We start from the raw sequence: 18,412 nt of genomic DNA, 5'->3' as shown, positions 1-18,412 counted from the left end.
GCGGGTTGTTCGTTTTCCGGCTGGCTTGGCCGTTGAGCGGTGCCCGGGCAGGTTCGCTCTGTGTGCTGCGCCGGTCCGCTCGAGGCAGGAAGGTAAGGACATGGTCGCCGGCGGCCCGGCTAGCCGGCGGCTGAGCCGGCTCAGCTGGGCCGCTCCAGACTCACCACGGTCCGGACCCCGCCGCGGTGAGCCGACTCCAGGCGGAGTCCCCACCGCCTGGAGTCGGGGTGCGTCGCCCATTCCGGAGTCAGCGATCCTCGCGCTGCAGGGACTGGTAGGGCTGGCAGCCGTATGCGGTGCGGTACTGATGGGCGAAGCGACCGGGGTGGAAGAAGCCCCAGCCGGCGGCGATACCGGTGACCGTGACCCCGGTGGCGGGGTCGGCCGCCAGCAATTCCTCATGCGCGTGCTGGAGGCGGACTCGGCGGAGGTAGCTCATCGGGGTGGTACCCGCGTGCCGGCGAAAGGCGTACTGGACGGCGCGGATCGTGGTGTGTGCGGCGACGGCGACGTCCGCGACCGAGATGTCCTCGCGGACGTGGTCGTCGATGAACGCGACAGCCCGCCGGAGGGTGGCGGGGTGGGAGTCGTGGCGGTCCTCGATGGTGGGCTCGGCGAGACCGGTGTTGGGAAAGGTGGCCAGGATCGTGGCCGCCAGCAGTTGGGTGGCGGTGGAGACGATCAACGGGGAGTCCCGGATCTCCGAAGCCATGCCGACCTGGTCGCGAAGAAACGCGATGGTGTGCGACAGATGCCGGCCGGCGGCCGGGGAAATCGGCCGGTGACCGGTCAACCGGACCGGCTCGCCGGTGTCGCCGGGCGCGGTCGCGGCCACCCGGGACAGCAAGGACGGCACCACCAGGGCGCAGCTGTAGCGCGCATGGCTGACCTGACCGGCGAAGGGCCGGTCGGGCAGTGCGCCCAGGAACACCTCCCCCGGGCCGACCGGGCCGAGGCTGTCCCGCACGCCGCCGACCTCCCAGCGCGGGAAGGAGCCGGACTCCACCCCGAGCACGACGAAACGGCCCAACGGGTCGACGAGGTAGTCCACCTCGCAGCCGAAATCCACCCAGTCCAGGCTGACCGGCCCCAACGGACTCTGGGTGACCCGGACCCGATGCGGCTTTTCCTGGCGGCCGCTGAACCGCGACGATGCATAACTGGCGCTGCAGAACTCCTGGATCTCTTCCAGGTCGCGGCTTTCGAAGTCCATGGTCATGGTTTCCCCGCATCCCGGGCCCGGCCGCGGACGCCACCGGGAGACCGCTAGCTTGTCCCCGCCGGCACGAGGACAACAGATCCGACCGAGTGACCCTCTGTCGGAGCACAGACCCAAGCGATGCGAACGGTCGCCCTCATCCTTTTCGTGGTAGACGCCCGATCACGGGGCGCGTAGGAACGAAGAATGGCTGAGGAAAGGTCCAGACGAGTTTTCCTGTCCACATCGGCGGCGCTCTCAGCGGCCGCCCTGTCCTCCACCGGAACCCCCGCCGTCGCCGAAGAACCGGTCGATCGAGGCCCCGGCGAACGCCTCTTCCCACAACGACCCGACGCGGAACTCCGGGCGATCCTCCGGGAGATAGACGAACATCGCATCGAGGCCACCGTACGGAGGCTCGCGGCCTTCGGAACCCGGCACACGTTGTCCTCGCAGACCGACCCTGTCCGGGGAATCGGCGCCGCCCGCGACTGGATCCTCGCGGAGATGTCGAAATCCGCGGAGAGATCGGGCGGCCGCATGACCGTCCAGGCACAGTCGTATCTGCAACAGCCCGCTCCGCCCCGGATCCCGGTCGCGACCACCATCACCAACGTCGTCGCCACCTTGCGCGGCTCCACCACCCCGGAGCGGGTCTACGTCGTGTCAGGCCACTACGACTCGCGGTGTTCGGATCCGCTCGACGCGACGAAGGACGCGCCGGGCGCCGACGACGACGCCTCCGGAGTGGCCGTCGCGATGGAGCTCGCCCGGGTGCTCGCCACCCGCCGTCCGGCCGCGACCATCGTGTTCGCCGCGGTCGCCGGTGAGGAGCAAGGCCTGTTCGGCGCACGGCATATGGCCACGTTGTTCAAGACGGCGGGCACGAACGTGCAGGCGATGTTCACCAACGACATCGTCGGTTCGAGCCGGGCGGACGACGGGACACGGGACCCGCGCACGATCCGGTTGTTCGCCGAGGGCGTGCCGACGTCGGAAACCCCGGCGCAGGCCGACATCCGGCGCGCGGTCGGCGGGGAGAACGACTCGCCCTCCCGCCAGCTGGCGCGGTTCGTGCGCTCGGTCGCGGAGAACGAAGCGACCGGCATGACCGTACGGGTGATCCACCGGCGCGACCGCTACCTCCGGGGCGGCGACCACATCTCGTTCCTGGAGCAGGGATATCCGGCCGCGCGGTTCACCGAACCGCATGAGGACTACGCCCATCAGCACCAGGACGTCCGGGTGGAGAACGGCAAGCGGTTCGGCGATCTGCCCGAGTTCTGCGACTTCCCGTTCATCGCCAGGGTCGCGCGGGTGAACGCCGCGACGATGTGGTCGCTGGCGACCGCACCCGGTACGCCCGAAGACGTCCGGATCCGGACGAACCGGCTGACGAACGAAACGGATCTGGTGTGGCGGCGCGGAACGGACCCGGACCTCGCCGGCTACGAGGTCGTCTGGCGGGAGACGACGGCGGCCGATTGGACGCACGTCGTCAGGGTCGGCGACACGACCGAGGCTAAGGTGGATCTGTCGAAGGACAACGTGTTCTTCGGTGTCCGCGCGGTCGGGAAGAACGGCCGCCGCGGTCCGGTCGCGTTTCCGACGCCCTTGAGTTGAGGTCGCTGAGCTGATGACCGTCACCCCCGGCGACCTCGACGCCGCGATCACGAGCGTGACCGGCGACCTGCGCCAGGCGTCGGGCCGTGACTGGTCGTCGGCGCCGGGCACCGGCGAGCTGAACGCCTGGCGGACGGCCGAACACCTCGGCGACTGCCTCATCTCCTATGCGGGCCTGCTGATCGCGCGGCCGTCGACACCGCGTTTCGTCTGCTTCGAATCCGTCGCCGACCAGGCCGCGACCCCGTCGGAGATGCTGGAGTTCATCACGGTCGCCGGTGGCATCCTGGGCGCCACGCTCCGCACGGTGGCCCCGGACGTCCGCGCGTACCACCCGAGCGGCCGTGCCGACCTCGAAGGTTTCGCCGGGATGGGCTGTGTCGAAGTCCTGGTCCACGGCGAGGACATGGCCAGGGGGCTCCAAGTCACCCTCGATCCGCCGCGCGACGTCTGTTCGCGGGTGCTCGCGCGGATGTTCCCGGAAGTGGACGTCACCGGCGTCGATCCCTGGACGGCGTTGCTGTGGGCGACGGACCGGACGGAGCTGCCCGGGCGGCCGTCGCGCGCCGGGTGGCAATGGCGGGGCACACCGCTCGACGCTCCGTTCAGCGAGGCGTGAAGGCCACCACAGCGGCCTGAGCGCCGTTCCGCCATGCCACGGCGGGCTCGTCGACCGGCCCGGCCTTCAAGGCCCGCAGGTGCCATGCGGCGGGAGGGTGCCATTCCGCCGAGGTCGAGTCGCCGAACAGCCGGGCCCGTTCCACCACGGCCGGGCCCAGCACCGGATCCGCCGCGACCTGATCCCACCAGACCTCCCAGGAGCCGTCGTCGCTCCCGGACGGCACGGCTCCCTCTTCCGGCATGTCGTCCACATTGGCCACGAATCCACCCGCCCGCACCAGCCCGGCGAGTTCGGCGTACAACGCGGTCAGCCGATCCGGTGGCAGGTAGTGCAACGCCATGATCGCCACGACGGCGTCGTAGCCGCTGTGCGGCAACAGGCCGGTCCAGCCCGGATCACGCAGATCGGCCCGGACCGCCGACACCGAGGACGGCAGCGCCGCGCCGGCGATCGCCAGCATCACCGGGTCGAGATCGACCAGGGTGACCTCCGCCTCGGGGATACGCGCGAGCAGACGGGAACAGAGAGTGCCCGTGCCGCCACCCACGTCCAGCACTCGCGGTGCCGGACCGTCACAGCGCGCCGCGATCAGGTCGATCATCCGCTCGATCGCCTGCTCACGTCCTGGCTGATATCTCGCCATGAGGCGTTCCCAGCCGTCGTTCCAGTCCCCAGTAGTCATAACGACAATGATAATCGATATCACTAGATGCGGCCGATCGGCGCAATTTTGTCACTGACACGTTTGCCACCATGGAGCCCGGGAACTTTTCCGGTATGTCCAGATGGCGAACCACCAGTAGGAGCGACACCGCCGTACGCGTCATCACCGGCATCGGCGCGCTGTTCGCTTTCATCGAGCTGCTGTACATGGTGTTGGTGCTCGCGGGAGCCAACGCGGGCAACGGCTTCTTCATCTTCGTCCAGGCGCTGGCCAGGCCGCTGGCGTTGTTCTGGCCGGGCCTCTTCCCGGTGAGTGACCCGAATCTCGCGGTCATCCTCGACTATGGCCTGGCCGCGGCGTTCTGGGTGATCCTGACGGGCGTGATCGCCCGTTTCGCGGCCCGCTGACCCCCCTGCGGCGACAATCGGTGTCCCGTTCGGCGACACTGGACGGATGAGCGACGGCAGATGGTTCGACCTGAACCCGCTTCCCGAGCTGTTCGGCCTGGCCGCCGCCGGGCGGGCGCTGTTGCCGAACGTGCCCGTGACCCCGGCCGCGCTCCTGAAGACCGTGACCGAGCAGCTGGTCGGGCGAAGGTTGACGACCAAGGTGGACGGGCACGACGTCGGCCTCACCCTGACCGGGCTCGACTACCAGGCCGACAGTCTCAGCCTGGCCGCCACGGGCCGGGTCGGCGACGTCCGCATCGTCGTCGAGGACGTCGATTGGCCGGAAACCCCGCTGGAACGCATCACCGTACTGGCGTCGAACGTCCGCCTCCGCTCGCTCCCGTCCCCGGCCGCCATCCCCGAACAGGTGAAGATGGCCATCCGGGTCTCGCCGGAAGTCCTCCAGGCACGGGTGGCCGAAGTCCGGCCGGGCATCATCGTGACCCCCGGCGAGGACGGGCATTTCCACATCCGCTGGGAAAAGCGGCCACGCTGGGGGCATCTCGCCCTGGAGTCCACTGTGGAGCACGATACCGTCGTGCTCCGGCCGATGTCCGTCCACATCGGACGCCGCCGGTTCGGCCCGCCGTCCCGGCTCAAACCGATCGTGCTGCCGCTACCCGAGCTCCCGCAAGGGATCCGGCTCACGGCGGTCGAGGCGCACGACGGTCACTTGGTCCTGCACACGCTGGCCGAGGAATGGCCGGAGAAGCTGTCCACCATCCCGCTCGGCGATCTGCTCGGCTGGGTGACGACGGCGGTGACCACGTTGACCCTGCCGAAACTCGGCGGACGTTGACGGCCCCGTCGGCGATCGTGTCGCGAAAGCCACTTTCGGGACATTAGATGTCGCGAAAGTGGCTTTCGCGACACACGCCGCGTCTGCCTTTACCCTTCCAGAATCCGATCGCCACTCACGACCGCATCAGCTGTGCAGCGGTCCCTCGGCGACACGCACCGCGGGTACCGGCGGCACCGACGCAGCGGCGGTTTCCACCTCTGCGAGGGCGGACGACCGCACGAGACCGGCCGACTTCCCGCACACCTTCTTCTTCTCCTCCGAAGTCATCTTCTTGCCGACGGTCCTGGTCTGGCCCACGACACCGGGCGCCGGGCCCTCACCGCTGAAATTCCAGACGTACCACTGGTGGTGGCCCCATCGGCGTTTGTCGTACCACATGTCGTACGAACCGCTGGCCACCTTCATCACCGGTGAGCGGTCCAGGCCTGCCCAATAGCCCGGGTTGACCTCGATCCGGGTCTCGACGCTCTCGCTGGTCTCCCAGCCCCATTCCTGGCCCCAGGTGCGCTTGTAGGCGACCGTCCACTGGACGAGGAACTCGAATCCCGCGCTCACACTGAGCTCGTTCGACACCGTGTTCTTCCCGCTGCGGGTGTCCCGCTTGCCGATCACCTGGGTGATCTTGTTGGAGCTGCAGTTGAACACCGTGTCCACGCGGCCCCAGCTACCGTAGAAGTCCTGACCGCGCTGGTCGACGTGGGCGTTGCAGGTCTTGGTGGCGCGACCGCAGTCCTTGAGCAGTTCGGCACGGGACGGCCCGCGCGAGTACACGACGGAGCTGCCGAGGTCGTTCATGTTCGACCCGTAGTTGGCGCTGTCGTTGGCGTACCACTCCTGGCTGGCGCCCTGGTATTCGGCGTGCTCGTACATCGTGATGTAGCAGTTGTTGAAGGTCTGGAACGAGGAGATCTTGTCGTTCCAGCCACCGAGGAAGCCGATGGTCTGGTTCGTCCCCTCGACGCACGGCGATCCGGTGACGGCGACGCTCGCGCCGCCGAAGTTCGCGTGTTCGTAGAGCACGCTGATCACCGTCGCGGACGCGCCGACCTCGCCCGCCGACGCCGCGGCGAGGGACTCGGCGACGCTGTCGAAGCACCGGAACGCTCCGGTGGCCGTGTCGGCGACGCAGTGTTCGTCGCGCTCTCCTGCGTTCGCCGGGACGCCGCCGGCGAGACACATCACCACAGCGGCCAGGAAGGCCGCTCCGAATCTGTACTTGTGCACGTCTGAACTCCCTGGAGAAGACGGAATACCGACCACGACCGGATCGGCGTCACGAGTCCACCACGGGAAAACCGGTTTGCCCATGCAGAAAGACCGGCAGACTGTTTTTCGCTTGCCGCTGAACGGGACGGCTAGCCGGATTCGCCGCGCTCACGCAGATATCGCGTATGGTCGGCCTGCCGATGAACGTCGCCGGCATAAAAGCGTTCCGCTATGCGGTGCACTTCGGTCTCCAACAACGCAAGTTGCGTGAGGAGTTCGTCGGCCGCGCTCGCCTCTCCGGCTGCCCGCCGTTTGGCGGCGAACCACCACGGCAGATTCAGGTAGGTCTCCACCGAAAGCGGCAGATCCGTTCGCGCCAGCCGGGTGACGGCATGCTGGACGTCCGGGTTCGCCGCCCATCGCTCCGGCCGCGAAAGCAGGTCGTCGAGCACCTCGGCGATCCGCCGCACACCGTCCACAGAGGACTCGGGCATCCGCTGTGCCCGCTCGGTCACCTTGCCCACCAACGATTCGAGGTCCGCCCGGAGCTGCCCGGCCTCGGCGGCGGCGTCCGCCGGGACCAGCCGGACCCGCTCGGGCGGCGCGAGCAGGGCGAACACCGCGTACAGCCCCGCGACGACCAGCGGCCACAACCCGCCGACGACACCGGTCAGGTACAGCGCCAGCCCGATCAGCCCGCCGACGCAGCCGGCGAGATTCTTCGTGGAGCCGAGGTACCCGATCACTGGTACCCGCGGATTTCCTGGAACACCTTGGGCAGCACGTCGCCTCGCGCGTCGAACACGTTGCCACCGGTGCGTTTCGCGACCTCGCCGAGTTCGGCGGAATCACCTTCGCCGAAGATCACGGTGAACACCGGGATCTGCCGCATCGCCTCCGGCAACGACGGGAACCTCAGCTGGAAGTCCGAGAACTTGGCGCCGTTCGCGTTCTGCCCGTCGGTCATCAGCACGATCGAGTTGAAGCGATCGGGGTCTCGCGCGACCAAAGGACCCATGATTTCGTACGCGCGCTGAAGGCTGTCGTAGATCGCCGTGCCGCCGTTCGCGTCGAGGCCCTCGGCGAAACGCTTGATCTTGTCCAACGCGGGTTGTGGATCGCCCTCCGGGACGGTGAACGTCTCCGGATTGCCGGGAACGGTGTCGAACGGCAGCATCGTGACCTCTTCGCGGCTGCGGAACCGGCGGTACCGCCCGGTCAGCGAACCGTCGGCGCCGGTCAGCCCGATCAGCGCGGCGCGCAGCGACTCGATCCGGTCTCCCGACATGGAACCGGAGGTGTCGAGCACGTACAGCGTCCGCGACGGCCGCCGGATCTTGTCGAAGTAGGCGCCCAGCAACGCGTCGACCGCTTGCTGCGTCGCGGGGAACGGCAGCTCGACGAGATCCTTCCGCGCGAACTGCTGCCCCAGCTGGACACCCGGCACGACCGGACGGCGCTGCGTGGTCTCCATGATCTTGCGCTGGGTGTCCGGCGTCCGCAGCCGTTCGGCCAGCTTGCGGTGCGCGTCCCGCGCGTCGGAGTTCGCGCTCTGCAACAACGTCAGCGGGTAGTCCGCGGTCACCACACCATCGGAGGGATACACCAGTGTCAACGGTTCGGGGAGCTTCCCGCTCGCGTTCATCGACAGCAGGACGGACTCGTAGTTGATCAGGCCGTCGACCTTCTTGCCGGGATCCTCACCGGTCGCCCGTCGTTGGTAGGCCTCGGAAAGCCAGCCCGACGAGCCCGCCGACATCGCCTGCGCGCTGAAGAACTCGGTCAGTTTCTGGGTGACAGCGGCGATCTGCCGCGCGTCGATCGCGTTGCCCGCCCCCGCGAGCGCCGACGCCACCCCGACGAGCGCCGAGAAACCGGAGTTCGACGCGGACGGATCGGTCATGCCGTAGGTGAAGGCCTTCTTCCCGGCCTGTTCGGCGATCTCGCCCCAGCCCACCGGCCGCCCGGTCCAGCCGAGCCGCTGCGCCGCCGACGCGGACAGCCCGAGCACCACCGGCGAGCTCATGACCTTCACCTGCTCGCCGAGCCGTTTCGCGGCCTCCGGAACCGCCGCCGGATAACGGTTCGACGAGAACCAGACGGCGTCGTACTGGCCGTCCACCTTGCCGTTCGCCAGTGACTCGGTACCTTCCAGCGTCCCGGTGAACTGGAACTTGACCTTGACGCCGGTCGCCGCCGCCTCTTGTTCCAGCAGTGGCTGCAGGTCGGCCAGTTCGCTGCCCGCGAGCACCCGCAAGGTGCCGGCTTCGGCCTCCCCCAGACCCGTCCCGCCTTCGCTCGAATCGCAGGAAACCAGTGACAGCGCGCAGATCGCCGCCACCGTGAGCACTGCCCAGCGTTTCACGATGTCCCCTCGGCCGCCGCCGTCTCGTGAGACCGGCGCAGATGGTCTTCGGCCCGCCGGATCTCCCCGGACAGCGCCTCGACGGTCGCCGCCATCGTCGAGACGGCCCCCGCCTTGAACTCGTCGATCGCGTCGATGCTCCGGTAGATCCGCTCGAACGACTCGCGGATCGTCGCCACCGCCACCGCGGGATCGCTTCCCGCGCGCTGGATCTCGGCGCTGCGCAGTTCCAGCATTTCCGCGTTGGCCCTGATCAGCCCGTCGGTGGTCGCCTGCACCGCCTGGACCTCGTCGAGGACGTCACGCTGCCCGGCGAGCGCCCCGCTCACCACCAACGCGACCCGCAGCGCCGCGACCGTGGTCGACACCGCCCGCTCGATCCCGCGGATCAGCTCGTCGTTGTTGCGCCGCACCAGGTCCAGCGCGAGGTATCCCTGCGCGCTGACGGCGAGCTGGGTCAGCAGGTCCTGGTGCCGCTGCCGGATCGGATACAGCGCGTCCGCCCGCAAGGCCTTGGCCCGCGCGGGGTCGGTGAAGTCGAAGATCCCGGCCTGACGGTCGACGGCCGTGTCGACGGCCTCGGCGAACGCGGCCGCTTCCGACAGCTTGCCGAGCGTCGCCCACAGACGTTCTCGCTCGCCCTTGAGCGCGGCGTTGTCCCGTCGCAGGAGGTCTTGCCGCGCGCGCAGGTCCAGTACCAGCGCGTTCACCGGCTCGTTGGCCGCGCGGTAGCGGTCCAGTGCCTTCTTCGCGCTGCCCGCGACCGGGATCAGCCCCATCAGCTTGCGGCCGGTGATCGGCAGCTTCGCCGGATCGATCTCCGCCACGGCCCGCCGCAGCCCCGCGAGGCTCACCGTCGCCTGGTGTTGCGGTGACCCGATTTCCGCCAGCGCCCGCGTCGACCGGTCCAGCAGCGCGCCGGCGACGGTCGCCGCCGCGCGCATTTCGGACTCGCCGACCGCGAGCAGTTCGTCCAGGACGCGCGTGAAGTCCGGCGACCGGACGTCGAGCGCTTCGAGGCGCCGGGCGAAATCTTCCGCGCGCTTCGCGATCTCGGCGTGCACCTCCGGCGCGAGGGTGACCAGGCCCGCCGCCCGCTCGGCCGGGATCGCCTCCACCGGTTCGGGTGGAGTGAGCGTGAAGTCGTCCATCAGTACTGCTTCTTCACCGCGTCGAGCAGACGCTCCAGCGTTTCGTACGACGGCGGCTCGACGGCGTCCACCAGATCGGCGGGCACCGGTGCCTTGGCCGCGGCGACCACGTCGGCGAACAGGCGCGGGTCCCCGGTGCGGAAACCGAAGGTGGCGGCGAGTTTCCCCAGTTCCGGGTCGGTCGCGAGCAGCCTGCCCACCTGGTCGCCGTTCGGTTTCAGCGGTACGAGCGTGTGCTTGGAGTACACCGTCGGCGCCGTGTAGAGCAGGCGCATGTCCGGCCGGATCGAACCGTCGGCGCGGACCAGCCTGTCGACGAACTGCGACTCGTAGATCAGCGCCATCGGCGTCTTGCCCATCCCGGCGGCGAGGTAATCCTCGAACGGGCCTTCGGTGCTGTTCTGCGTGTAACCCTGGTCGATGAACAGCTTCGACACCTCGGGCAGCACCTTCGCCTCGGCTTCCGGCGTGCTGACCACGTTGTTCCCGTTGGCGACGAAGGAAACGATCGACAGGTACATCGCCGCCGAGTTCGATTCGCGCGGGTCCGTGGTCGTGACCAGCACGTTCTTGCGAGCGGGGAACGCCGTGTTGCCGGGAAGCTGATCCCAGCGCGTGCCCTTTCGCGCGGCTTCGAGGTACTTCGCGATGTCGAGCACCTGGTACTCGCCGGCGCCCTTGCGCACGATCCCGTTGGCGCTCAGGAGGTTCACGATCGGCTCGAAGGTCGCGACCGCCATCGGCGACTGGAACGGCGTGTGCACACCGGTCACCTGGTGGTCGCGCTGGATCCGCTGCGCGGCGGGCGACGAGGACGGGAACGCGAACTCGTACTTCCCGAGGTCCATGCTCGCGATCTGACGCGAGCCCGCGGTGTCGGCCTCGACCTTCAGCCCGTGCTTGGCGAACGCGTCCGCCACCCGCTTGTCGGAGAAGAAGGCGAGCTTCTCCGAACCGATGACCCCGCGCACCGTGGTCAGATCCCCGCCCCGCGCGGTGTTCTCGTCACCGTCGCGGCCCCAGATGATCACCGCGGCCACGGCCAGCAGCAGCACCACGGCCAGGCCGATCGACAGACGGCGTTTCACCGGCCCACCCCCTCGTTCACAGGCTCGATCTTTCAGCCCGTTCGACTCTTTTGACGCGCGGGCGAGCCATTTCGAAGTGAACGATCGATGAACGGAAGCCGTCGGTAGTTTCTGGCGAAACGCTGGGGGATAAGGGAAATCAGATCACGGACTGCTCCGAGACCGGCAGGCACACGGTGAAGCGCGTGTCACCCGGCGCCGAGTCGACCCGCAGATCGCCCTGATGCCGTTCGACGACGATGCGCCAGGAGATGTCCAGGCCGAGGCCGGTCCCCTGCCCCACCGGTTTCGTGGTGAAGAACGGCTCGAAGATCCGCTGCCGCACCTCCGCCGGGATACCGGGCCCGGTATCGCCGATCTCGACGTGCACGTGGTCGTCCACCCTGGCCGTCCGCAGGGTCAGCGTGCCCTCGGCCCCCATGGCGCCGAGCGCGTTGTCGATGACGTTCGTCCACACCTGGTTCAGCTCGCCCGCGTACGCCGGGATCCTCGGGATCGTGTGGTCGTACTCCTTCACGACGCGGATCCCCGGCGCGATCTTGCCCGCCAGCATCACGAGGGTCGAGTCGAGCCCTTCGTGGACGTCGATCCACTGGTGCGGGGCGCGGTCCATCTGCGAGTACTGCTTGGCCTTGCCGACCAGCACCGAGATCCGGGTCGTCGAATCCTCGATCTCGCCCATCAGCATCTCGGTCTCGAGCGCGTACGCGAGCCAGCGGACGGCGCCGTCGAGGAAGGTCTCGCCGACCGCGTCGAGCAGCCGGTCGAGATCCGGCACCGTCAGCCCGGCACGGACGTAGATGTCGGCGAGATCCCAGCCCTGGTCGATACCGTGGTCGTCGAACCAGTCGCCGATCTCGTCCTCGCGGTCGGCCTGCTGCATCGCGGTCAGCTTCGGCGCCGACGCGACCTGTTTGACCAGCTGTTCCTGGATGTCGAGCAACTGCTCCAGCAGCGTCGGGTCGACGTTCTTCTTCGCCAGCATCGCGAGCTTGTGCCGCATCCCGGCGACCCGCTCCCGCAGCGACGCCGTCGCGCGGACGGCGGCGGCCGCCGGATTGTTGAGTTCGTGGGTCAGCCCGGCGGAAAGCTCGCCGAGCGCCAGCAGCCGCCGCCGCGAACCGATGACGGTGTCGCTGTTGCGCCAGCCGAGGTACATACCCTCCAGCAGATGCGTCGCCATCGGGAACCAGCGGCGGAATTCGGTGGCGAACTCCGCCGCGGGCAGCGTCAGGAAGGTGAGGTCGCTGACCGCGTGCACCGAAGCGCCGTAGGTGTGTTCGGTCTCCTGGTGCACGAAGAACTGCGTCGCGCCGCAGTAGGCGCCGCGCTGATCGGACCGGATCGTCTCGACCTCGGTGCCGCCGACGAGCCGCGTCATCCGCAGCGCGCCCGACAGCAGGAGATAGAAGCAGGTGGCCGGTTCACCCTCGCGCATGACCGTGGTGCCGCCGGTGTACTGCTCCAGCACGGCGTGCTCGTCGATCCAGTCGAGCTGCTCCTCGCTGAGGTGCTCGAAGAGGAAGAGCCCGCGCAGTTCTTCCCTGGGCAGAACGCTCATTGTTCCTCCAGATACCTGTGGACCAGGGTGACCGCCATGGCGCCTTCGCCGACGGCCGACGCGACGCGTTTCACCGACGCGGCCCGCACATCACCCGCCACGAAAACCCCCGGGATGGACGACTCCAGGTAGTGCGGGTCGCGGTCCAAGGGCCAGCCCGGCGGCGGACCGCCGTCGGTGAGCAGATCGGGCCCCGTCCGCACGAAACCGTGGTCGTCCCGCTGGATCTCCGTGCCGAGCCAGTCGGTGCGCGGTGCCGCGCCGATGAAGATGAACAGATGTCCGGTGGGCACGGTCTCGGTCGCGCCGCCGTTCTCGCACAGGGTCAGCCGTTCGAGGTGATCGTCGCCGTGCGCCTCGACCACGGTGGTCCGGGTGCGGACGTGGATGTTCTCGATCCCGGCGATCTGCTCGATCAGGTAGTGCGACATCGACGCTTCGAGCGACTGGCCGCGGACGAGGATGGTGACGTCGGCGGCGTGCTTGGAGAAGAACACCGCCGCCTGGCCCGCCGAGTTCGCGCCGCCGACGATGTAGACGTGCTCGCCCTTGCACTCGGGCGCCTCGGTCGCGGCCGAGCCGTAGTACACGCCGCGGCCGGCGAGCTCGGCGACGCCGGGAGCCTCCAGCGCCCGGTACGTGACGCCGCTGGCCAGCACCACGGAATGCGCGGAGATCTCGGTCCCGTCGCCGAACATGACCACGCGCGCGGAGCCGCGTGCCTCCAGGCCCACGACGTCGCGGGCGGTGAGCACCTCGGCGCCGAACTTGAGCGCCTGCCGCCGGGCGCGATCGGTGAGCTGGGCGCCGGAGACACCGTCCGGGAAGCCGAGGTAGTTCTCGATCCGGGAGCTGGTGCCCGCCTGCCCGCCGGTCGCCTTGCGCTCGACGATGACGGTCCGCAGTCCTTCGGACGCGCCGTAGACGGCCGCCCCGAGCCCGGCGGGCCCGCCGCCGATCACGATCAGGTCGTAGAACTCCTGGGTGGGCCGGGTGGAGAGGCCGACGGCGTCGGCGAGTTCCGGCCCCGACGGCTGGCGCAGCACCGTGCCGCCCGGGGTGACCAGCACCGGGATGTCGTGCGGCGCCGCGTCGGCCGCCTCCAGGATCCGGCGGCCCTCGTCGTCGTCGACGGAGTACCAGCGGTACGGCACGGCGTTGCGCGCCAGGAAGTCGCGCAGGTGGAACGACGGCGAGGAGTACCGGTGGCCGATGAGCTTGATCTCGTCGACCGGCCGCTCCCCCACCGCACGCCACGTCTCCACCAGCGCGTCGACGACCGGATAGAGCTTCTCCTCCGGCGGGTCCCACGGTTTGAGGAGGTAATGGTCGACGTCGACGACGTTGATCGCCTGGATCGCGGCGTCGGTGTCGGCGTAGGCGGTCAGCAGCGCGCGGCGCGCGTTCGGGAACAGGTCCATCGCCTTCTCGAGGAAGACGATGCCGTCCATCTGCGGCATCCGGTAGTCGGCGAGGATCGCGGCCACGGCGTCGCCGCGCAGCTTGATCTCGCGCAACGCGTCGAGGGCGTCGGCACCGGAATCGGCCCGGATGATCCGGTAGTCCTTTCCGTACCTTCGGCGCAGGTCACGGGCGACCGAGCGGGACACGGCGGGATCGTCGTCGACGGTCAACAGGATCGGCTGGCTCACCGGATCAGCCTATTACGTTGAGGCCATGCTGACCGAAGCCGAAGAAGTGATCCACGCCCGTGCCGCCGTCGCGTGCGAGGCGGCCACCGCGGCGGGGCTTCCCGGCCGCTTCGAGGCTTGGCGTGAAGACGGTCTGCTGGCGGTTCTGGCCACGGCGCCGGACCTGCGGTTTCTGCGCACGATCACCGGGGTCACCGAAGAGAACCTGCCGCGGGCCGTCCGGCTGGCCGGGGCGTCGTGCTGGGACGGCGCCGCGCCGACGCTGGTGCTGCCGGAGGGCTTGATCCCTCACGGCACCGGACTCGTGCCCGCCGGTGTCCGTCCGATCGCGACCCTTCCGCTCACCGATCTCGCGGCAACGGAGCCGGACGTCGACGACTCTCCCGACATCGACGTCTTCCTCCGCGTCCTGCTCGACGGATACGAAAGCGGAGACGCCGTGACGGCGTTCATGGCCGCCGAGCACGCCGACCCGCGGATCCGCCGGTCGCTGCTGACCGAAGACGGTGTGCCGATCTCCGCCGCGGCCCTGAGTTCGCACGGGCCCGGCGTCCTCCTCGGCGGCTCGGCCACGCCACGAGCGCACCGCGGCAAGGGCGCGCAGGCCCGGCTGCTGCTCCACGGACTGGCAGCGGCCGCCCGCGAAGGTCACCGGTTCGCCGTCGCGACCGCGGTGGAAGGCTCGCCGAGCCTGTCGAATCTGCGCCGCGCCGGAGCGCGGGTCCACTCGCGGCGGGCTTTCAGGCTTGGGTGAGTTTCCGCAGCCGGAAGGCCAGTACGAGCAGCATCACGCCGTACAGCAGGGCGTAGATCCCGATCAGCAGGGCGATCCCGTACGCGCCGGCGATCGGGTTGAACACGATCACGATGCCCGCGATCAGGGAGAGCGCGCCCGCCGCGATGAGGAACGCCTCGCCCTCGATCTGCTTGCGCAACCGGATCGCCGCGACGATCTCGACGATGCCCGTGAAGATCGCCCAGAAGCCGACCAGGAGGGCCAGTACCAGCACCGTGATCCCTGGCCAGATCAGGACGAGGACACCGGCGATGATCCCGAACGCGCCGAGGACTCCATAAGCGGCACGATGAGCGGCGTCGCCCGGCCGGAAGGCCTGCATGATGCCGCCGATGCCGTCGAAGATGGCGTAGATGCCGTAGAGGATCGCGAGGGCCAGGACGGTCGTTCCCGGCCAGATCAACGCGAGAATGCCGAACAGGATGGCGAAAACCCCGCGCACGGCGGCGAGCGGCCAGGCCAGGCGGGGTTCGACGACGGTGAGACCGACGAGAGGCATGTCCCGAGTATCGGAGCGCCCGCGCGGGAGCGCGCGGCACGCCACCCGTTGGGGTGAGGCCGGTGCGCGCCGCGACCGCCATCACGGCGCGCACCGGGGTCATCAGGGATAAGCGACCAGATTGGCCACGTTCGATCCGGAGTTGGCAGGCCCACCGCGGTCGTTGATCACCCGGGCGATGGTCCCGTTCCCGCCGAGGGAGACGGCGACCATGCTGCGGAACCGGACGTTCGGGTTGTTCGGCACCTCGATCGCGCGATCCGCCACCACGCTCGGATTCACGTTGAAGTAGCAGTAGCTGCCGAGCCCGTAGGCCTCGTGATTCGTCACCGAGTTCGCCACCTTGTAGGCCGCGTAACCCCGCGTCGAGCCGTTCATCCAGGCGGCCTGATTCGGTGGGTCGTAAGGCATTTCGTTCTGGTAGAAGTACGTCCGGCCGCGTTCGCCGTTCCAGATCGTCTGGTACTTCTGGTAATGCTCGACGAACAGGCCGTACGTAGTGACGTCGTCGCCGTTGACGATCAGGCCGGTGTCGGCGGTGTTGGTGTTCCATCCGACGCCGCTTCCGTGGTCGGCGCGCCAGATCCACAGGTGATCGCCGATGACGTCGTCGCTGTTGACCACGAGGCTGTTCGTGGCCTTGCCGACGCCCGCCCCGCCGATGCGGAAGAACACGTCGTGCAGCGAAGTCGGGTTGGCCGCGTGGTCCTGCGCGGAGTTCGCCGGGCCGACCTCCATGAGCGTGTTCGAGTTCGTGGTGCCCGCGTCGATCAGCACTCCGGCGACCTTGACACCGTCGACGTCGGCCACCGTCATCGCGGTGATGCCGTTGTCCGGGATCAGCGTCGCCAGGCCGAGGCCGAGCACGACGGTGTCCGGCCGGGTGACCCGCAGCGTCTCGTTGAGGTGGTAGACGCCCGGCGTGATCAGGAGGTCCTTGCCTTCTGCGAGGGCCGCGTTGATCTGCGAAGCCGTCGTGCCGGGCTTCGCGATGAAGAACCGGCTGATCGGCAGCGAAGCCCCTGGCTGGCCGGCGCCCCACGTGATCCCGGACGCGTTGGTGCGCTTGGAAGGCACGAAGACCTGGTACGCGCCCGCGGCGTCGACGTAGAGGAACGGCTTCTCCCGCACGACCGGTGTCGTGTTCACCGTGGTGTACGGCGGGTTCGGGAAACTGGTCGACGGCGCGCCGCCGACTCCGGCGAACACCATGTTCCAGTTGGAGCCGCTCCAGCTCCCGAACTGCGAGTTGCGCGAGATCCACTGCTGCTGCGAGCCGGACCGGACCTGACCGTCGACCTTCACGTCGGACATCCACCCGCCGCTGGACCAGCCGCCGTCGTCGAGTTGCAGGTTGCCGCGGACATGCATGCGGCGGTACGGCGCGGCCTGCGAAACGGCCCACCGATCGGTGCCGCCGCTGGGGTTCACGGACAGGTTTTCCGCGCCACGCCAGAAGTTCTGTGTCGCGTTGCCCTGGAACCAGTCGGCCTCCGCGTGCACCGCGCCGTTGATCGTCACGTTATCGGGAGAGAGGCCGAGCCCCAGCACCTGCGTGTAGAACCCGACGTTCACGTCGACGTTGTACGAGCCCGGCTTGAACAGCAACGCCTTCCGGTTCGAGCCGAACTGACTGGTCTCCTGCTGCGAGAACACGCTGTTCACTTGGGACTGGATCGCCGACTGCGGCATGCCCGGATCGAAGACGAGCACGTTCGGCCCGAGGTCGGGGTTCGCGGCGCCGGAGACCGGGGTGAGCCGGAAGGACTGGGCGCCGGTGCCGTTGCAGGCGTACTGCTGGAGCTGGGTGCTGTCCTGGGTCGAGAGACCGGGGATGTCCAGGCACTTGCCACTGTTGCGGCTCACGAAGTGGTACGCCCCGCCCGATTCCTCGACCGGCTGCCACTGCTGGTTGTTCCCGCCGCCGTAGGCCCACAGGTGGATCAGCCCACCGTCGGCCGTCGACACCTCGGCGACGTCCCACACCTGCGCCGGGGCGTTGCGCGTGTTGACCCGGTAGTAGCCGTCCGAAGTGGGCTGGAACTGCCACTGCTGGGAAAAGGTCTGGTTGCAGGCGTACTGCTGGACGACCGTCCCGTTCGCCGTCCCGGCGGCCCGCGCGTCCACGCATTTCCCGCCGGCGGTGAACACGGTGTACCAGGTATCGGGAACGATGGCCGCTTGCGCTGCCGGAGCGACCACCAACAGTGCTCCGACCAGGGAAAACAGGGCTATCAGGGCTGCTCTGGCCCTCATCAGGATCTCCTCCGCGTCATTCGGGCAGGGCGAGCTGAGGCGGAGCCCAGTGGAGACGCGGCGTAGCGGGCGGGGACCTCGGCGTCACGATGCCCGAAAACGTAACGGCGGTCACACGCGGAGTCAATACACGGCTAAAAATAAGTCACAAAGATGCAGGTCAACGGCGTTTGCCGGGTCCACGGCCGCATAGAGTGACCCCCGCGTGAACCGCCTTCGCGGGCGGTGTAATGTATGGACACACGAGATGCGGAGAACAAATCCGCTCCGGGGCTATGGCGCAGCTGGTAGCGCACCTCACTGGCAGTGAGGGGGTCAGGGGTTCGAGTCCCCTTAGCTCCACAGCACGAAACACCGCCCACCTGGCAAGCTTGCCGAGGTAGGGCGGTTTTTTTCGTTCCTGCTCGCCTTGAGAATCGACTCACCGAACGTCCATTACGTCTGCTTGAGCGAAGTACCCGACCGGATAGCGCTGCCTTG

16 protein-coding genes and 1 tRNA gene are annotated in these 18,412 nt (G+C 68.6%); 6 read left to right on the top strand and 11 right to left on the bottom strand.

The window, feature by feature from the left end; translation table 11 throughout:
- Positions 1–247 precede the first annotated feature (247 nt).
- Positions 248–1,219: a helix-turn-helix domain-containing protein gene (locus ACIBTM_RS23285; RefSeq protein WP_395879176.1), complete on the bottom strand. Its 972-nt coding sequence runs from the start codon at positions 1,217–1,219 to the stop codon at positions 248–250.
- A gap of 186 nt (positions 1,220–1,405) precedes the next feature.
- Between ACIBTM_RS23285 and ACIBTM_RS23280 the strand changes: the two genes are divergently transcribed.
- Together ACIBTM_RS23280 and ACIBTM_RS23275 are read left to right on the top strand one after the other, a co-directional pair.
- Positions 1,406–2,821 (top strand): M20/M25/M40 family metallo-hydrolase, encoded by a 1,416-nt coding sequence (locus tag ACIBTM_RS23280; protein WP_395879175.1) that lies wholly within the window; start codon positions 1,406–1,408, stop codon positions 2,819–2,821.
- Between the two features lie 13 nt (positions 2,822–2,834).
- Positions 2,835–3,440, top strand: a complete 606-nt coding sequence (locus tag ACIBTM_RS23275; protein WP_395879174.1) for a hypothetical protein — start codon at positions 2,835–2,837, stop codon at positions 3,438–3,440.
- On the opposite strand, the gene ACIBTM_RS23270 is transcribed toward ACIBTM_RS23275, so the two are convergent.
- A complete protein-coding gene (locus ACIBTM_RS23270; protein WP_395879173.1) occupies positions 3,427–4,125 on the bottom strand; it encodes a class I SAM-dependent methyltransferase in 699 nt (232 codons plus the stop codon). The genes ACIBTM_RS23275 and ACIBTM_RS23270 overlap by 14 nt on opposite strands.
- A 95-nt stretch (positions 4,126–4,220) precedes the next feature.
- On the opposite strand from ACIBTM_RS23270, the gene ACIBTM_RS23265 reads away from it, so the two are divergent.
- Together ACIBTM_RS23265 and ACIBTM_RS23260 are read left to right on the top strand one after the other, a co-directional pair.
- Positions 4,221–4,514, top strand: coding sequence for a hypothetical protein (locus ACIBTM_RS23265; RefSeq protein ID WP_395879172.1), 294 nt, complete (start codon positions 4,221–4,223; stop codon positions 4,512–4,514).
- 46 nt (positions 4,515–4,560) lie between these two features.
- A complete protein-coding gene (locus ACIBTM_RS23260) occupies positions 4,561–5,355 on the top strand; it encodes an LmeA family phospholipid-binding protein (protein ID WP_395879171.1) in 795 nt (264 codons plus the stop codon).
- A 126-nt stretch (positions 5,356–5,481) separates the two neighbouring features.
- Here ACIBTM_RS23260 and ACIBTM_RS23255 read toward each other — a convergent pair whose 3' ends face one another.
- From ACIBTM_RS23255 to ACIBTM_RS23225, 7 genes are all read right to left on the bottom strand, one after another.
- Positions 5,482–6,582, bottom strand: a complete 1,101-nt coding sequence (locus tag ACIBTM_RS23255) for a peptidase inhibitor family I36 protein (protein ID WP_395879170.1) — start codon at positions 6,580–6,582, stop codon at positions 5,482–5,484.
- Between the two features lie 131 nt (positions 6,583–6,713).
- A complete protein-coding gene (locus ACIBTM_RS23250) occupies positions 6,714–7,310 on the bottom strand; it encodes a hypothetical protein (RefSeq protein WP_395879169.1) in 597 nt (198 codons plus the stop codon).
- Complete coding sequence (locus tag ACIBTM_RS23245) at positions 7,307–8,929, bottom strand: VWA domain-containing protein (RefSeq protein ID WP_395879168.1); 1,623 nt, start codon at positions 8,927–8,929, stop codon at positions 7,307–7,309. Before ACIBTM_RS23245 ends, ACIBTM_RS23250 begins: the two co-directional genes overlap by 4 nt.
- Positions 8,926–10,080 (bottom strand): toxic anion resistance protein, encoded by a 1,155-nt coding sequence (locus tag ACIBTM_RS23240; protein WP_395879167.1) that lies wholly within the window; start codon positions 10,078–10,080, stop codon positions 8,926–8,928. Before ACIBTM_RS23240 ends, ACIBTM_RS23245 begins: the two co-directional genes overlap by 4 nt.
- Entirely contained in the window at positions 10,080–11,168 is a 1,089-nt protein-coding gene (locus ACIBTM_RS23235; RefSeq protein WP_395879166.1) for a hypothetical protein, read from the bottom strand. Before ACIBTM_RS23235 ends, ACIBTM_RS23240 begins: the two co-directional genes overlap by 1 nt.
- 139 nt (positions 11,169–11,307) lie before the next feature.
- A complete protein-coding gene (locus ACIBTM_RS23230; protein WP_395879165.1) occupies positions 11,308–12,729 on the bottom strand; it encodes an ATP-binding protein in 1,422 nt (473 codons plus the stop codon).
- Positions 12,726–14,381, bottom strand: a complete 1,656-nt coding sequence (locus ACIBTM_RS23225; RefSeq protein ID WP_350577687.1) for an FAD-dependent oxidoreductase — start codon at positions 14,379–14,381, stop codon at positions 12,726–12,728. Before ACIBTM_RS23225 ends, ACIBTM_RS23230 begins: the two co-directional genes overlap by 4 nt.
- A gap of 25 nt (positions 14,382–14,406) precedes the next feature.
- On the opposite strand from ACIBTM_RS23225, the gene ACIBTM_RS23220 reads away from it, so the two are divergent.
- On the top strand, positions 14,407–15,135 hold the full coding sequence (locus ACIBTM_RS23220; protein ID WP_395879164.1) for a hypothetical protein: 729 nt from the start codon (positions 14,407–14,409) through the stop codon (positions 15,133–15,135).
- On the opposite strand, the gene ACIBTM_RS23215 is transcribed toward ACIBTM_RS23220, so the two are convergent.
- Together ACIBTM_RS23215 and ACIBTM_RS23210 are read right to left on the bottom strand one after the other, a co-directional pair.
- Positions 15,122–15,676, bottom strand: a complete 555-nt coding sequence (locus ACIBTM_RS23215) for an HdeD family acid-resistance protein (protein WP_395879163.1) — start codon at positions 15,674–15,676, stop codon at positions 15,122–15,124. The genes ACIBTM_RS23220 and ACIBTM_RS23215 overlap by 14 nt on opposite strands.
- A gap of 102 nt (positions 15,677–15,778) precedes the next feature.
- A complete protein-coding gene (locus tag ACIBTM_RS23210; RefSeq protein ID WP_395879162.1) occupies positions 15,779–17,932 on the bottom strand; it encodes an RICIN domain-containing protein in 2,154 nt (717 codons plus the stop codon).
- 269 nt (positions 17,933–18,201) lie between these two features.
- Here ACIBTM_RS23210 and ACIBTM_RS23205 point away from each other — a divergent pair.
- Positions 18,202–18,274, top strand: a tRNA-Ala gene (locus ACIBTM_RS23205).
- Positions 18,275–18,412 lie beyond the last annotated feature (138 nt).

Origin of the sequence: Amycolatopsis sp. NPDC049868 (assembly GCF_044461365.1) — a bacterium.
GTDB lineage: Bacteria > Actinomycetota > Actinomycetes > Mycobacteriales > Pseudonocardiaceae > Amycolatopsis.
Note: the sequence above shows the minus strand (reverse complement) of the source record. Positions and strands in the feature narration are given on the sequence as shown.

Coding starts and splice junctions, on each gene's coding strand:
- ACIBTM_RS23285 (WP_395879176.1), bottom strand. CDS start 1,219: ATGACCATGGACTTCGAAAGCCGCGACCTGGAAGAGATCCAGGAGTTC.
- ACIBTM_RS23280 (WP_395879175.1), top strand. CDS start 1,406: ATGGCTGAGGAAAGGTCCAGACGAGTTTTCCTGTCCACATCGGCGGCG.
- ACIBTM_RS23275 (WP_395879174.1), top strand. CDS start 2,835: ATGACCGTCACCCCCGGCGACCTCGACGCCGCGATCACGAGCGTGACC.
- ACIBTM_RS23270 (WP_395879173.1), bottom strand. CDS start 4,125: ATGACTACTGGGGACTGGAACGACGGCTGGGAACGCCTCATGGCGAGA.
- ACIBTM_RS23265 (WP_395879172.1), top strand. CDS start 4,221: ATGTCCAGATGGCGAACCACCAGTAGGAGCGACACCGCCGTACGCGTC.
- ACIBTM_RS23260 (WP_395879171.1), top strand. CDS start 4,561: ATGAGCGACGGCAGATGGTTCGACCTGAACCCGCTTCCCGAGCTGTTC.
- ACIBTM_RS23240 (WP_395879167.1), bottom strand. CDS start 10,080: ATGGACGACTTCACGCTCACTCCACCCGAACCGGTGGAGGCGATCCCG.
- ACIBTM_RS23230 (WP_395879165.1), bottom strand. CDS start 12,729: ATGAGCGTTCTGCCCAGGGAAGAACTGCGCGGGCTCTTCCTCTTCGAG.
- ACIBTM_RS23220 (WP_395879164.1), top strand. CDS start 14,407: ATGCTGACCGAAGCCGAAGAAGTGATCCACGCCCGTGCCGCCGTCGCG.
- ACIBTM_RS23215 (WP_395879163.1), bottom strand. CDS start 15,676: ATGCCTCTCGTCGGTCTCACCGTCGTCGAACCCCGCCTGGCCTGGCCG.
- ACIBTM_RS23210 (WP_395879162.1), bottom strand. CDS start 17,932: ATGAGGGCCAGAGCAGCCCTGATAGCCCTGTTTTCCCTGGTCGGAGCA.